A 14,010-nucleotide genomic window follows, 5' to 3' on the forward strand; every position below is an offset into this window, starting at 1 on the left:
AGGAATAACTTTGATAGCCCTACACATATAATAAAAAGGATTACACACATGAAAAAAGCTCTAAGTACAGTGGCACTTGGAACACTTGTTGCGCTTGGTTCTTTTGGTGCTCACGCAGCAATTCAAGAAGGTCAACTGACTATCTGGATCAACGGCGATAAAGGTTATAACGGACTGGCTGAAGTGGGTAAACGCTTTGAAGAAGATACAGGCATTAAAGTGACTGTAGCTCACCCTGATGGCTTAGAGTCTCGCTTCCCTCAAGTGGCTGCAACTGGTGACGGTCCAGACATTATTTTTTGGGCACACGATCGCTTCGGTGGTTACGCAGAAGCCGGTTTACTAGCTGAAATTAAACCATCTAAAGAAATCAAAGACGGCATTGTTGATTTTGCATGGGATGCAGTGAACTTCCAAGGCAAAACCATCGGTTACCCTGTAGCTATCGAAGCTCTAGCTCTTATCTACAACAAAGATCTTGTACCTAACCCACCAAAAACTTGGGAAGAAGTAGCGGCTCTTGATGCTAAGCTAGCAAAAGATGGCAAAAAAGCGATCATGTGGAACCTAAAAGAACCTTACTTCACATGGCCACTAATGGCCGCTGACGGTGGTTACGCATTCAAACATACTGATGCTGGTTATGATGTTAAAAACGTAGGCATTGATAACGCTGGCGTTAAAGACGCAATGAACTTCATCAAGTCATTAGTAGATAGCAAAGTGATCTCTGCGGACATGGATTACTCTATTGCGGATTCTTCTTTTGCTAAAGGTGATGTTGCACTTACCATCAATGGTCCTTGGGCATGGGGCGGTTATGACAACAAAGTGAACTATGGCGTAACGACGCTACCGACGTTCAAAGGTCAGGCTTCTTCACCGTTTGTTGGTGTATTAACGGCTGGTATTAGCACTGCGTCACCAAACAAAGATCTTGCGGTTGAGTTCCTTGAGAACTACTTGCTGACTAACGAAGGCTTACGTGACGTAAATAACGATAAGCCACTGGGCGCGGTTGCACTAAAATCGTTCCAAAAAGAATTAGCTGCTGATCCGCGCATTGCTGCAACAATGGCAAGTGCTGAACACGGTGAAATCATGCCGAACATTCCGCAAATGAACACTTACTGGAGTTCAGCGAAAAACGCCATCATCAATGTTGTCGATGGTCGTCAATCGGTAGATGCGGCTCTAGAAGACGCTAAAAAACAAATGCTTAAGTAAACCCTTTAAGGAGGGGGTAACCCCTCCTTACTTTTCTCTATTTATTATTCGCTAGTAGGTTCTTTTTATGCAGACAGTTCAATCTTCTGGTTCTGTTGAGACTCCTTCCGTTGCCGGAAATACTAAATCAGTATTGAAATGGGCAACCCTTGGCTTAGTCGGAATTGTAAACGGTTATGCAACCGTCTTGATGTATTCTCGTGGAGAAGTAGCTTTTGCTATTCTCACACTGATTTTAACGGCGTTAGCGCTATATATCTTCGGTAGTAAGAAAACCTACGCACATCGCTATATTTATCCTGGTATTGCGGGAATGATTTTATTCATTCTTTTCCCGCTGGCTTATACCGTTAACTTGGCATTCACTAACTACAGCGCGAAGAACCAACTGACACTCGACCGTGCGCAAACGGTTCTGGTTAATCGCACTTTCCAAAGTGGTGACAGCTATCCATTTCAACTGCTCAAAACCGCTGGTGGCCATATTATTGCGCTGCAAGACGGTGAGCATACTCTAGTTACGCGAGAATTTAGCTTAACTAAAGATGTGACCAGTAAAGATCTACAACTCACCGCCATTGATGCGAACTCAGTTCAAGGTACTAAAGAGCCAATTAAAAGCATTATTAAAGCTCGCCCGATATTGAGTAACATTGATCTGATTAAGCCCAACGGTGAAGCTGTCCGTATGAGTGGGTTGCGTAAATTTGCTGGTGTCGAACCGCTGTTTACGTTGCAAGCCGACGGTCAAACTATGCTCAACAACGAAACCGGTGAAACCTTCATGCCCAATATGGACGTGGGTTTTTATCAACCGGTAGATGCCAATGGAGAATTTGTTGGTGATACAGTTTCGCCTGGCTTTATTGTTGGAATAGGCACTGGCAACTTCGAGCGTGTTTGGAAAGACGATGGTATCAAAGAGCCATTTATCTCGATATTCATCTGGACCGTAGTGTTCTCAGTATTAACGATTATTTTTACTCTTGTGATCGGCTTGGTATTGGCGAGCGTAGTGCAGTGGGAAGAACTGAAAGGACGTGCTATTTATCGCGTGTTGCTCATCTTACCTTATGCGGTGCCGGCGTTTATTTCCATATTGATATTTAAAGGTTTGTTTAACCAAAGTTTTGGTGAAATAAACTTGGTGCTCAGTCAGCTGTTTGGTATTTCGCCAAATTGGTTCTCTGACCCGTTCTTAGCCAAAACCATGGTGTTGATTGTGAACACTTGGCTCGGTTTCCCGTACATGATGATTTTGTGTATGGGGCTATTAAAAGCTATTCCTGATGATTTGTATGAAGCTTCTGCAATTGATGGTGCAGGTCCATTTAAGAACTTTTTCCACATCACAGTGCCTTTGATGATTAAACCAATGACGCCGCTATTGATTGCCAGCTTTGCGTTTAACTTCAATAACTTTGTCATGATTCAGCTATTGACTAATGGTGGTCCAAACATGATAGGTACCTCAGAGCCGGCCGGTTATACCGACTTGTTGGTGAGCTACACCTACCGTATCGCCTTCGAGGGCAGTGGTGGTCAAGACTTTGGTCTAGCAAGTGCTATCGCAACGCTTATCTTCCTATTGGTGGGTGGTATGGCACTACTTAACCTTCGTTTCACTAAGCTATCTCAAGATTAAGGAGCAATAACAATGGCTATGGTACAAGGCAAAAACCTTAAATACCGTGTTTGGGCAACGCATATTGCTCTGTGGATCTTCTTGTCGTTGATTATCTTCCCTTTGTTGATGGTTATCGCCATTTCATTTCGAGAAGGTAACTTTGCAACAGGTAGCTTGATTCCTGATAATCCTTCTTTAGAGCATTGGAAGTTAGCGCTTGGTTTATCTGTGACCCACGCTGATGGTAGCGTGACACCGCCACCGTTCCCTGTGTTGTTATGGTTATGGAACTCAGTGAAAGTTGCAGGCATTACTTCAATTTTGATTGTGGCGCTGTCTACCACCGCAGCATATGCGTTTGCTCGCATGCGCTTTAAAGGCAAAAACACCATCTTAAAAGCGATGATGATTTTCCAAATGTTCCCTGCGGTGTTGGCGTTGGTGGCTATCTATGCACTGTTTGATAAATTAGGTCAGTACATTCCATTCTTGGGGCTAAATACCCATGGTGGCCTTATCTTCTCGTACCTTGGTGGTATAGCGCTGCACGTTTGGACCATTAAAGGTTACTTTGAAACGATTGATAATTCGTTGGAAGAGGCGGCAGCTCTGGATGGCGCAACCCCTTGGCAAGCGTTCCGTTTGGTATTGTTACCTCTGTCTGTGCCAATTTTGGCAGTGGTGTTTATCCTATCTTTCATCGGCGTTGTGGGTGAAGTGCCAGTGGCATCATTGCTACTTTCGGATGTGAACTCATACACGCTAGCGGTAGGCATGCAACAATATCTTTACCCGCAAAACTACTTATGGGGCGATTTTGCTGCAGCCGCTGTATTGTCAGCATTGCCGATTACGATTGTGTTCTTATTGGCACAGCGTTGGTTGGTTGGCGGCTTAACTTCCGGTGGTGTGAAAGGCTAAGCGGATTTATTGCTTACTCGAAAATGAAAAAGGAAGCTGCAAAGCTTCCTTTTTTAATGGCTTAAATATTTTCAATATTGGATGGTGCATGCCCTAAGTGCCGCATCAGTACGTATACGCTTTCCTGATGCAGAGCGACTTTTCTAAATAAGTGAGAGAAGACAGGATCGCCCCCAAAGCATTCATTGATGTAGTGATCAATGCGTTCATTCGAATAGCCTTCAACGTACATGGTTCTTACCCATTGATACTCGACGGCTTTTTTATCCTTTATGACATCAATTCCTAGTTTTATCTCGTGCATGTTATCTCTTAACTTATGTCTTTTTATAGAAGCGATCCGTGAGGCATGATCTTGTAATAATGTGATTCAAGGGCTTTATGTTTGGTTGTCTAAGTTTTAGAATCCAATGCGTTAATCCCTTACTCCTATGCTGATGGCAGATTTAAACAGAGTTAAATGAAAATATGATTACAGTTAAGTTTCATTCTTATGTATTCATATGAATATTTAACTATGAATCACAATTCATTATTTTTTGACGAAAAACACACTAAATAATAAGTCGGATTGGGAGAGGGATCGCAGGCTTGTTGAAGAAGAACATAAGCAATTTGATTGTGAATCAAAAACTTAAGCAATGTAGTTAAACACTGTATTGCTGTTTGTGGTATATGCAATCAAAGATTGACAAAACTCTGTTATAAAAATAGATATAGCTTGTTAGAATACGCGCAGCGAAAGCCTTGTTTAGATGCATATGGCTTAGAACACAGATTGGTTAAGTCACATGTTAAATATTTTGAAAGTCGCACTGATAGGCTCTGTATTGATGGCGGGAGTCGCAAACGCAGATTCATATACTAAACATGACTTAAAACATAGCGCCAAGCTGTACAAAGTAAGCGAAGTACATTTAGACAGTCGTTGTGAGCACTCTCAATTTAACCTGCCTAAATCTCTGGTGGTAAAACCCGGTGCGCTCAATGATGTCATCATTCAATCTAGCGTACAGTTTCATCGAGGTATTCAAGACCCTTACCTATATGAATCTGATTATGTCTATAACCAAGTAAAAAGTAAGCTGTTACTGAGTACTCATTGGTTATGTGAAATCAAACAAAATAGAACAAACCCTCGATTGTGGTTGGTTCCGTCTGTTGTTCGAACTTCAGGAAGTGGCGCATTTTATTATTTGGATGTAAATCAAAAGCATCAAGGCCACTATTCTATCGCTCAAGAGTTGTTCTTAGGTGATCGCATCGAAATTGAATCTTTAGTTTATAAACAGAATACGGTCGAGCTTAGTTTTAAACAACACAGCCTCAGCCAATCTATGGCAGAAAAACCTAACCAATTGATTACGAGAAGATTTACGCTTTCTGACAGTCGACTTTTTGAACGCAAGAATTGAACTTTTTTGTGTAGAGTGGCTCAAACATTTACTAACAGCCAGCACTGGAAAGAGTATACGACTGCCATTAAATCTATTCATCAATATTGAGTTAAGTTAATTAACGAATGCGAGCTCATTTAAGCTCATCAATTTTTACAATGAACAGGCTAGAATTTACATAAGATTCTATGGGTTATAGCGTGTTCAATTATATTTTCAGTAGGTACTTCGGTGTTAAAGCTAAATCAACTTAATCAACAATCTCGGTCCAGAATCAAAAAGGGAGGGTTGATTTTTCTTTTAGTGTTAGTGGTAAGTCTGGTGTTGTCTCACAACACAGATGAGCGAAAATTTGTACCGCTAAATATCCAAAGCACTGCCGCCCCAGCTCCCGAGACGAAAGTTGAACATAACGCTTACGCGTCTATCCCTACTTATAGCTACACCATTAAAAATGGTGACAACCTCAGTGTGATTTTCTCTAAGCTAGGCATCTCTTATGCAAGTTTATTGAGCATAATGGAAGAAGATCTTAACCATCTAGCATTAGATACCCTAAGCCCTGGTAACCAACTGCTATTTTGGGTAAATGACAAATCCGGTGTATTGGAAAAAATGCAGCTGAAATTTAACCCCGCTGATAGAGTGCAATATTCTCGAGTTAAAAATGGTGCTTATGCTTTTAAAGATATTTCAGTTAAAGGCCAATGGGATACCACTGCATTAGTGGGTACGGTTTATGGCAGTTTTTCTAAATCAGCGCATAAACTAGGCTTGAGCATTAATGAAATTCGCACCATTACGACCTTAATGAAAGACAAGCTGAATTTTGCTCGTGAACTGCGTGCGGGTGACAAATTTTCTGTGGTGCATAAAGTGCAAACAGTCGATGGAGTCGAAACTGGCAGTCGCGAAATTGAAGCCGTTAAAATATTTAATCGTGGCCGCACTATTAGTGCATTTCTTCATACTGATGGTCAGTTTTATGATGAAAATGGCGAAAGTCTGCAACGTGCTTTTATGCGCTACCCAGAAGCCAACCACCACGTGACGTCACCGTTTAATCCAAAACGACGCCACCCTGTAACGGGAAGATTATCTCCTCATAATGGTACAGACTTCCGTGCACCTGTTGGCACTCCTGTATTGGCTACGGGTGATGGTAAAGTGATCATGATTCGTAACCATCCATATGCGGGTAAGTACGTTGTGTTAGAGCACGGCTCTATCTATAAAACACGATATTTGCACCTTAGCCGTATATTGGTGAAAAAAGGGCAACAAGTTAAACGCGGTGAGCGCATTGCATTGTCTGGCGCTACTGGACGTATTACAGGGCCACACCTTCATTATGAACTATTGATCCGTAATCGCCCTGTTGATCCGATTACCGCAAAAATCCCAATGGCAGAATCTGTGCCGAAAAATGAGATGACTAAGTTTGCTGCGCGTCGTGATAATTTGATTCAGATGATGAAAGAAGAGGAAGTATTGCTTGCGAGTCAGCATGATTCACAGAATAATAAGCCTCAAGAGTCTCTTTAATTTAGGTATAGTAAATGAACCAAAGCGAATTTACCCAACTGGTAATGCTTGCAAGTCAATGTGACGATCTTCCACAAGCTTTGCAACTACTGCAAGAGTGCGAGTATGAAGAAGTGTCCGAAGTGGCTTTATCTTTAAAAGGACAGTTTGCGGTTGCTGAAGTAGAAGGCGAACAACGTGTTTATCATGTAACGACTCAGCAAGAAGGTGATGATCTGCAAGAGTTTGTAGAACATGTCATGAATACTGATGAACATGTGATTCGTTTTGTTGCTTGGTTCTTTGATGCCTACTTTGACGTAAAGCAGAGCGATACGTACAAAATGGCCGGTAAAACTTACCAGCAGCCAAAAAGAAAATAAGCAGACGCTATATTAAATCGTCATAGTTAAAAATCCGCCTCTTGAAAGTTGAAGTGGCGGATTTTTTTGTTTTAGAAGTGACAGGGATTAATCACTGCCTGTTCGCGCTGGAATATCGACCACATTATCCGGCAGTACAGTATTACTTGCACTGGGTAGCCATTTCTCTAGGTTATCAGCGCCCCCAATATATTGCCCATCCATCCAGATTTGCGGAACAGTGACGGGTGTTTTTTGTCCGATGTGAGCTTTAACCTCTGGGATCATTCGATATAGGGCGGCGCTGTCTTTTACTACATCAAAATAGGTGTATGAGATCCCGGCTTTATCCAGTAATGCTTTCGCTTTGACGCAGTAAGGGCAGGTGGCTTTGCCAAAAACGATGTTGCCCTTTAAATCGTCTTGTTTGGTCCAGTGAGCGATGACCGATTGTACCAACACGCCTCGGTTTAATGCTTCGCCTTGGCTGATCACTTTACCTTCAACTACTAGAATGGGTGCATGCCATGCGCCCATTTTTAAAGGCTCCCACCAATGCGATAGCCAATCTTTTACTTCGAGCTCAATAGGCACGTCTTTGAGTTCATTGTCGAAGGTATCTTTGAGAATGTCTTTAGTGAGAGTACATTCGCCACAAGGGATATTGACTTTAAAAGGGCCCCAACTGCCTCCCCAACGATACAGGGTGATTTTAATGGGTTTGCTCATGCTACTGTTCCTTTTGTAAATCTATTAATAAAGTAGAACATAGTTCATCAAAAAAACTTTCATCTATTGTGTAATTTATACAAAAAATTGGCATGAACAGTTTGTCAGCCATAAACAAAAAGACCGAGCACAAGGCTCGGTCAATAGCATATTCAGTTTGTCTAATCAGAAGATTAGGCGTTAACCAATATTAGAAATCGTAACGGATACCCGCTTGGATTTGGTCGTCGTCACCTTCAACTTGCTCAAACTTGTAGCCAGCGTAAGTGCGAAGGTTGCCGTTGAACTTGTAAACCGCTTCGATTGCTGCGTTATCAACAGTTGCGTCGTCAACACTTTCAACGTCTTGGTAGTTGTATACTGCTGCGAATGTCCACTTGTCTAGCTTGTAAACTGCAGAAACTTCAAATGCGTTTACGTCTTCGTCAGCTACAGAACCTAGTGCGTAGAAACCGCCTAGAGTGAAATCTGCAATTGAGTACTCAGCTGCAAAGTTGATTTGGCTGTCGTCATCGTTGCCGTTTGCTTGAGCAACGTAACCAAGACCTAGCGCTAGACCGAAGTCAAAAGAGTACATAGCTGCTGCGCCGTAGCTGTCAGCGTCTTTTTCGTCGTTTGCTAGGTAGTTAGCTTGGATGTCAAAACCGCCGAACTCACCAGCGTATAGGAAGTTGTTTGTACGCTTGTCTTTGTTACCAGAAACGATGTCAGCTGCGTCTGCGCCAAATGTTGCCATTACATCAGTAACGTCAGTTAGCATAACTTGAGCTGTGTCTTGCTTACCGTAAGAGAACTCACCGATGTTAGTGCCGATACCTGCGAAAACGTAGCGGTTAGTGATGTCTGCATCAGTATCAAATTGAGCTTCATACTTACCAAAACCGTAAAAATCTTCGTTGATTTGAGTTTTGCCAACGATGTTTAGACGAGCACGAGACTTATCTTCGAAAGTGCTGTTAGTCGTAGATTCGTTGTTGTCAGAAATGTTGAAACGAGCTTCCGCACGACCGCCAATTTTTAGCTCAGAAGCATCATCTTTGTATACAGTTGCCGCTGCTGCAGAACCTGAAGCCATTAAAGCTAGAATCGCGGTAGTTAGTGCTGCCTTTTTCATTTTGAAATTTCCTATTTTATAAAGTTTGAGTTGTTACTCAGGAGTTATTTTTTCGAGCTGATGCCCGTTTGATTTGCCGCTAATTTAGATTCGGAATATGAATGTCTAATGACTCAAATATGAATGAGCAGTGACGCTTTGATGACGAAATGATGAATTGAATGATTATTAACCACTTGATTTATAAGGAATTTTAAGGCGTGAGAATTGTTTTTAAATGTGAATAGCTATTTGTAAGCTATTGAAAAATAGTTATTAAGTAGTATTTATTGGTAGGGGTGTTTTTCGGAAATTGAGGAGCTTTAGCGAAGCAAAATAGAAAATAGTGGGATTTCCTTTGTGCCAAAATAGATTGAGAGCTAGCTCTAATTATTAATAGAAAATGTGATCTAGATCGGCTGTGGTGTGTTCGATATTTAAGCAATATATAAAAATAAAGATGTGCTTATTCAATTGTGAGCGTATAGGTGAAAGCTTATATTTGTAGTGGTTTCATCAAGTAATGAGCAACAGCGGTTGATATTGCAGATCAGAAAACCGCAATCTTGTGTATCTCTTTACGGTTAGACCCTTTAAACTTGGGCTCAGTTACCGAGTTTCACTTGCAATTAGCGTGTCTACCCTTTAGGGTCATCAACCTTGCAATACCTGCCAACCCTTAATCTACAAAAGGAATCTCCCTTGAGCGACAATAAATTTTCTAAGTTACCTTTATCTCAGCCATTGCTTGATAATTTGGCGTCGATGGAGTATTCCGAGATGACCCCAATTCAGGCACAAAGTTTACCGCTAATGCTAAACGGTAAAGATGTGATTGGTCAGGGTAAAACAGGTTCAGGTAAAACAGCTGCATTTGGTTTGAGCTTACTGACTAACCTTAACGTGAAGCGATTTCGTGTTCAGTCTTTAGTATTGTGTCCAACGCGCGAGCTGGCTGACCAAGTAGCCAAAGAGATCCGTAGATTAGCGCGCACCATCCACAATATTAAAGTATTGACTCTTTGTGGTGGCGTTCCTATGGGGCCGCAAATTGGTTCACTTGAACACGGCGCTCATATTTTGGTGGGGACACCGGGCCGTATTTTGGATCACCTAGAAAGAGGGCGCATCAACCTAGCTGAGCTGAATACCTTAGTATTAGATGAAGCCGACCGCATGCTAGACATGGGTTTCCAAGATGCCCTAGACGCTATCATCGCAGAAGCGCCAAAACAGCGCCAAACCTTGCTATTTAGCGCCACTTTCCCTGAAAAAATTCAACAAGTGGCTTCTCGCATCATGCAAGATCCGCAGCTAGTTAAAGTTGAATCAACCCATGATAAAAGCAGTATTACTCAACACTTTTATAAAGTAGAAAACAATGATCAACGCCTGAAAGCGCTGGAAACCATTCTGTTAGCGTATCAACCTGAGTCTGCAGTGGTTTTTTGTAACACTAAGCGTGAAGTTCAAGAAGTGGCAGATGAGTTGCATTACAAAGGCTTTAGCGTTATCGATTTACACGGCGACCTTGAGCAAAGAGAACGCAACCAAACTTTGGTTCAGTTTTCTAACAAAAGCGTATCTATCCTAGTGGCCACCGATGTTGCCGCTCGTGGATTAGACGTAGAAAACCTAGATGCGGTTGTTAACTACCAGCTATCACGCGATCCAGAAGTTCACGTACACCGCATTGGCCGTACCGGTCGTGCCGGCAGCAAGGGTGTAGCCTGCAGTCTGTTTAGTGAAAATGAATACCACCGCGTGGCGCTTATCGATGAGTACATGAACACAGAGATCTCTGCGGAACCATTACCAAAAGCGACGGCTACAGCCTCAGTGCAACCAAGCATGGTGACCATTGAAATCTCTGGCGGCAAAAAACAAAAAGTAAGAGCAGGCGATATCTTAGGTGCTCTCACCAGTGGCGACGGTATCGACGGCAAAAAGGTAGGTAAAATCAACCTATTCGACATGCGCTCATACGTAGCAGTAGATAAATCAATAGCAAAAATCGCCCACAAAAAACTAGAAAACGGCAAAATGAAAGGCCGCAAATTCCGCGCCAGAATCCTTTCCTAGCTGCGGGGTCAGGTCTTGAAATTTGCACCGCTGTTTGTCGGTGGTGTTAGGTCATAGATTGAATACCTAAATAGAACGTCTGATGTTTTCATCAGGCGTTTTTTTTGACATGGATTTGAGAAAAGCGGGGTCAGGTCTTGAAATTTGCATCACTGTTAGGTGATGGCAATGAATTAAATGCTATGTGGATTGGCGATTAGGTTACAGTGATCGAGGAGGGGAAAGATGAATGTGTAAATTAAAAAAGCCTCAACAATGGTCAACCAATTGTTGAGGCTTAACAATAATGTGTTTAACTTTTCTTATTACTTAGCAAAGTTTTGCGTTAAGAAGTCAATTCCAGTTACTTTATTTTGAGTCACTTGCTTAAATGATAGACCGGTAGTCATTACCCAATCAGCCATTTCATTTTGACAATGTCCAGCATGTCCAGCGAAACTATTTGCACCGGCGTTGTTGAACGTAGGGCTTACAGGGTTTGCATCTTTCACTGCTGTATAACCATAAACCGCCTTAAGTGTGCCAGAGAATGGGCTTGCACCTTGCGGGGTTACAGAGAATGCATTTTGTGTTTGACCATGTTGTTCAAAGTGACCTTGCTTATTGTTGCTTTTCTGAAGGTTGGTATTATCCATTGCGAAGTTATATACCGTATCACTCCATGCTACTGGAGAAGTTGCTGGTTGCATTCCTGCAGGGAAACTTGGCAAGTGTGCTTCACAGTATCGCTTAACAGAACGAGCACAGTTGACAGCGATCATCGTCTGAACTTTTTGGCTATTCAGGTCTAAACCTTTTGGAATATTCACAATACGACACCATTTAGCACTGGCAATTCCACTCCCCGGTTGGCCACCAAACACTGTGCCGGCAAGTAATTTTGAGTTATCTAATGTATTGTAATCAACCATACTTGCAGGAATGTGTTGGTACTTAATACGTTCATCATCTAGTTTCAAAAAGTCATTTCCAGCACTTTCCGCCCCTGCTTGCCATTGTGCTAACCATGCTTTACCAAAGGCCTGCTCAACGCCACTTTCTATACTTGTTAGTAATAGTTGATTTCCAGCAAGCGTTTTTTGGCTAAGCAGATCTTCAACACTTCCTGAATCGAAGATAAAGCTAGGATTTAGATGCGCATTCTTAAAATTATAAGAGATGATCTTTGTGTTGCTAGCTTTACAGCCCGATTGATATTGGTACTCAGTCAATGTGCCATTAATTGTCATACCTTGGCTATCAACGTCAACAGTCATAGGTGTTGAACCGTAGCAGTGCCATTCTTCTTGCTGTGTAGTTGGTGCCCCTGTTGCTGATAATGTCACGACGCGTGATGCATCAAAAGTAAGACTGGTTTGGCTACCTTTTGTGGGTAGCTTGGCAAATGCACCAGGCTTAAGGGTCATGCTAAGACCTTGAGTGATACCAGGGTTAATATTTTGTATTGTGATTTTGCTTTGTGTTGAAAGAGCGAACAGGCTATCCAATGCATTATATAAAGGGGAGTTATGACTAAAATCAAAACCATTTTGTGTATCGATATAATTATTTAATTGGCTTTTCTCATTAGCCGATAACTTAGGAACAAGTTTATCAGCGTTAATATCATTATTGCTATTACACGCACTCAGCATTAATAGACTTGATACAATAGCCGTTGTTTTGAATAGATTCATAAACACTCCATAATTTGTGAATTTAGCCTAAGTAGTACATTAATATTCCACTAGTCTGTAATCCGTTGCAGCAAAGCTATCTTCGGCAAGGAATCATTTAGGCTGATAATATGCGCTGAATTATAAATGAAACCAAGAATATGGGAGCCGTTGAAGCTATGTTCTCATATTTGATGATCGTCACAATACAACATGAAAAGATGCACTTAAAGTGACTGTTAGTGTGGGTTGGTATGCAAATTTCAAGACCTGACCCCGCACATAACAGACTTAATTGATTGAATGCACATTGAATTATGAGTTGTACTCTATTTTTGTGAAGTGATTTTTCATCGAGATTAGTGGATGTCCTTATAGGTACAATTATAGTTAAGATTTTATATGTAAGAGTTTTAGTGATAATGATTTTATTTTGGTTATGTAGTTGGATTTTTCTTTCTTTATACTGTGGTATATATGCTTCAAGAAAAGGGAGATCAGGTTTAGGGTTTTTTCTTATAGCGTTACTTTTTTCACCAATTATTAGTTTTATTTTGGCTCTAATTTTTTCTCCAACCCAGAGTAAAGTTGAAGAACAAGCCATGAGTTCAGGGGAATTACGTAAGTGCCCAATGTGTGCGGAGTCAATTAAATCAGAAGCTATAATTTGTAAACATTGTGGTTCTAAAATTGATACTGATGAGGAGTTTTTTGATGAGAATGAAGAATCAGGATATCAGTATCAAATCATGGTGAACGGTGAAGATATTATAGCCTTTGATGTGAGTAAATCAGGTACGCCGGATAATATAGACAGAGCGAAAGCGAAAGGCTTTAAAGAAAGAGGCGTCGTGTTTGCAGATAATGCGATAGAAGCCATCAAAATATATTCTGAATCTTAAAATTAAAGTGTGATGCAACGGTATTAGCAGTAAGAATTGATTCTTAGCCAAAATACGTTAAATCCGACTTTAAATAATCACCAAACATCATAGAAGGGAGTTAAATCCCTTCTATCTATTAATACCAATAATTAGGCGAACGCTGCTTTACTCGCTTCAAGAGTACGCTTTAACGAATCGGTAAATCGAGTTCTTTTGGCTACGGTTAATCGGCCGGCATAATAAAGCTCAATCAATACACCGCTGTCGCAAATATCACATTGGCTTTCGCAATGCATCTGCTCTAAAAACATTTCCATTTTGTAGGGGGATAACTGAAATCTTTCTATTTCATCGCCCCTATTGCAATTATAAATAATAACTTCCATCTTCACTCCTTGAAGAATTGCAATGATTTCCTGTGATTACTATGGCTCATATTGAGAAGTTTTTTATAGATTGAAATCACATACTTACGTTTAATGAGCGTATGTTTGATCGCGATCAATGTA

The 14,010-nt window shown here is 41.2% G+C and carries 13 protein-coding genes; 8 read left to right on the forward strand and 5 right to left on the reverse strand.

Annotation, left to right across the window (positions count from 1 at the left end):
- Positions 1-48 precede the first annotated feature (48 nt).
- From malE to malG, 3 genes are all read left to right on the forward strand, one after another.
- A complete protein-coding gene (gene malE / locus VHA01S_RS06350; protein WP_023403526.1) occupies positions 49-1,227 on the forward strand; it encodes a maltose/maltodextrin ABC transporter substrate-binding protein MalE in 1,179 nt (392 codons plus the stop codon).
- A gap of 67 nt (positions 1,228-1,294) precedes the next feature.
- Positions 1,295-2,872 carry a maltose ABC transporter permease MalF gene (gene malF, locus VHA01S_RS06355; protein WP_023403527.1) on the forward strand — a complete coding sequence of 526 codons (1,578 nt, stop codon included), beginning with the start codon at positions 1,295-1,297 and terminating at the stop codon, positions 2,870-2,872.
- 12 nt (positions 2,873-2,884) lie between these two features.
- Positions 2,885-3,775, forward strand: coding sequence for a maltose ABC transporter permease MalG (gene malG / locus VHA01S_RS06360; RefSeq protein WP_023403528.1), 891 nt, complete (start codon positions 2,885-2,887; stop codon positions 3,773-3,775).
- 61 nt (positions 3,776-3,836) lie between these two features.
- On the opposite strand, the gene VHA01S_RS06365 is transcribed toward malG, so the two are convergent.
- A complete protein-coding gene (locus VHA01S_RS06365; RefSeq protein WP_023403529.1) occupies positions 3,837-4,079 on the reverse strand; it encodes a hypothetical protein in 243 nt (80 codons plus the stop codon).
- A gap of 487 nt (positions 4,080-4,566) precedes the next feature.
- On the opposite strand from VHA01S_RS06365, the gene VHA01S_RS06370 reads away from it, so the two are divergent.
- From VHA01S_RS06370 to VHA01S_RS06380, 3 genes are all read left to right on the forward strand, one after another.
- Positions 4,567-5,190 (forward strand): hypothetical protein, encoded by a 624-nt coding sequence (locus tag VHA01S_RS06370; protein WP_023403530.1) that lies wholly within the window; start codon positions 4,567-4,569, stop codon positions 5,188-5,190.
- Between the two features lie 213 nt (positions 5,191-5,403).
- Positions 5,404-6,717 (forward strand): peptidoglycan DD-metalloendopeptidase family protein, encoded by a 1,314-nt coding sequence (locus VHA01S_RS06375; RefSeq protein WP_174375516.1) that lies wholly within the window; start codon positions 5,404-5,406, stop codon positions 6,715-6,717.
- Positions 6,718-6,731: 14 nt separating this feature from the next.
- Positions 6,732-7,079, forward strand: a complete 348-nt coding sequence (locus VHA01S_RS06380) for a hypothetical protein (RefSeq protein WP_023403532.1) — start codon at positions 6,732-6,734, stop codon at positions 7,077-7,079.
- 87 nt (positions 7,080-7,166) lie between these two features.
- Here the strand turns inward: VHA01S_RS06380 and VHA01S_RS06385 are convergent, their stop codons facing one another.
- Together VHA01S_RS06385 and VHA01S_RS06390 are read right to left on the reverse strand one after the other, a co-directional pair.
- Positions 7,167-7,787 carry a glutaredoxin domain-containing protein gene (locus VHA01S_RS06385; RefSeq protein ID WP_023403533.1) on the reverse strand — a complete coding sequence of 207 codons (621 nt, stop codon included), beginning with the start codon at positions 7,785-7,787 and terminating at the stop codon, positions 7,167-7,169.
- 190 nt (positions 7,788-7,977) lie between these two features.
- Positions 7,978-8,901 carry a porin gene (locus tag VHA01S_RS06390; RefSeq protein WP_023403534.1) on the reverse strand — a complete coding sequence of 308 codons (924 nt, stop codon included), beginning with the start codon at positions 8,899-8,901 and terminating at the stop codon, positions 7,978-7,980.
- A gap of 681 nt (positions 8,902-9,582) precedes the next feature.
- On the opposite strand from VHA01S_RS06390, the gene dbpA reads away from it, so the two are divergent.
- Entirely contained in the window at positions 9,583-10,962 is a 1,380-nt protein-coding gene (gene dbpA / locus VHA01S_RS06395; protein ID WP_023403535.1) for an ATP-dependent RNA helicase DbpA, read from the forward strand.
- A gap of 305 nt (positions 10,963-11,267) precedes the next feature.
- Here dbpA and VHA01S_RS06400 read toward each other — a convergent pair whose 3' ends face one another.
- Positions 11,268-12,638, reverse strand: coding sequence for a hypothetical protein (locus tag VHA01S_RS06400; RefSeq protein ID WP_023403536.1), 1,371 nt, complete (start codon positions 12,636-12,638; stop codon positions 11,268-11,270).
- A gap of 395 nt (positions 12,639-13,033) precedes the next feature.
- On the opposite strand from VHA01S_RS06400, the gene VHA01S_RS18515 reads away from it, so the two are divergent.
- On the forward strand, positions 13,034-13,519 hold the full coding sequence (locus VHA01S_RS18515) for a zinc ribbon domain-containing protein (protein WP_174375517.1): 486 nt from the start codon (positions 13,034-13,036) through the stop codon (positions 13,517-13,519).
- A 131-nt stretch (positions 13,520-13,650) separates the two neighbouring features.
- Here the strand turns inward: VHA01S_RS18515 and VHA01S_RS06410 are convergent, their stop codons facing one another.
- Complete coding sequence (locus VHA01S_RS06410; protein WP_023403538.1) at positions 13,651-13,887, reverse strand: hypothetical protein; 237 nt, start codon at positions 13,885-13,887, stop codon at positions 13,651-13,653.
- Between the last annotated feature and the right edge of the window lie 123 nt (positions 13,888-14,010).

Origin of the sequence: Vibrio halioticoli NBRC 102217, from assembly GCF_000496695.1 — a bacterium.
Classification (GTDB): Bacteria; Pseudomonadota; Gammaproteobacteria; order Enterobacterales; family Vibrionaceae; genus Vibrio; species Vibrio halioticoli.

Coding starts and splice junctions, on each gene's coding strand:
- malE (WP_023403526.1), top strand. CDS start 49: ATGAAAAAAGCTCTAAGTACAGTGGCACTTGGAACACTTGTTGCGCTT.
- malF (WP_023403527.1), top strand. CDS start 1,295: ATGCAGACAGTTCAATCTTCTGGTTCTGTTGAGACTCCTTCCGTTGCC.
- malG (WP_023403528.1), top strand. CDS start 2,885: ATGGCTATGGTACAAGGCAAAAACCTTAAATACCGTGTTTGGGCAACG.
- VHA01S_RS06365 (WP_023403529.1), bottom strand. CDS start 4,079: ATGCACGAGATAAAACTAGGAATTGATGTCATAAAGGATAAAAAAGCC.
- VHA01S_RS06370 (WP_023403530.1), top strand. CDS start 4,567: ATGTTAAATATTTTGAAAGTCGCACTGATAGGCTCTGTATTGATGGCG.
- VHA01S_RS06380 (WP_023403532.1), top strand. CDS start 6,732: ATGAACCAAAGCGAATTTACCCAACTGGTAATGCTTGCAAGTCAATGT.
- VHA01S_RS06385 (WP_023403533.1), bottom strand. CDS start 7,787: ATGAGCAAACCCATTAAAATCACCCTGTATCGTTGGGGAGGCAGTTGG.
- VHA01S_RS06390 (WP_023403534.1), bottom strand. CDS start 8,901: ATGAAAAAGGCAGCACTAACTACCGCGATTCTAGCTTTAATGGCTTCA.
- VHA01S_RS06400 (WP_023403536.1), bottom strand. CDS start 12,638: ATGAATCTATTCAAAACAACGGCTATTGTATCAAGTCTATTAATGCTG.
- VHA01S_RS06410 (WP_023403538.1), bottom strand. CDS start 13,887: ATGGAAGTTATTATTTATAATTGCAATAGGGGCGATGAAATAGAAAGA.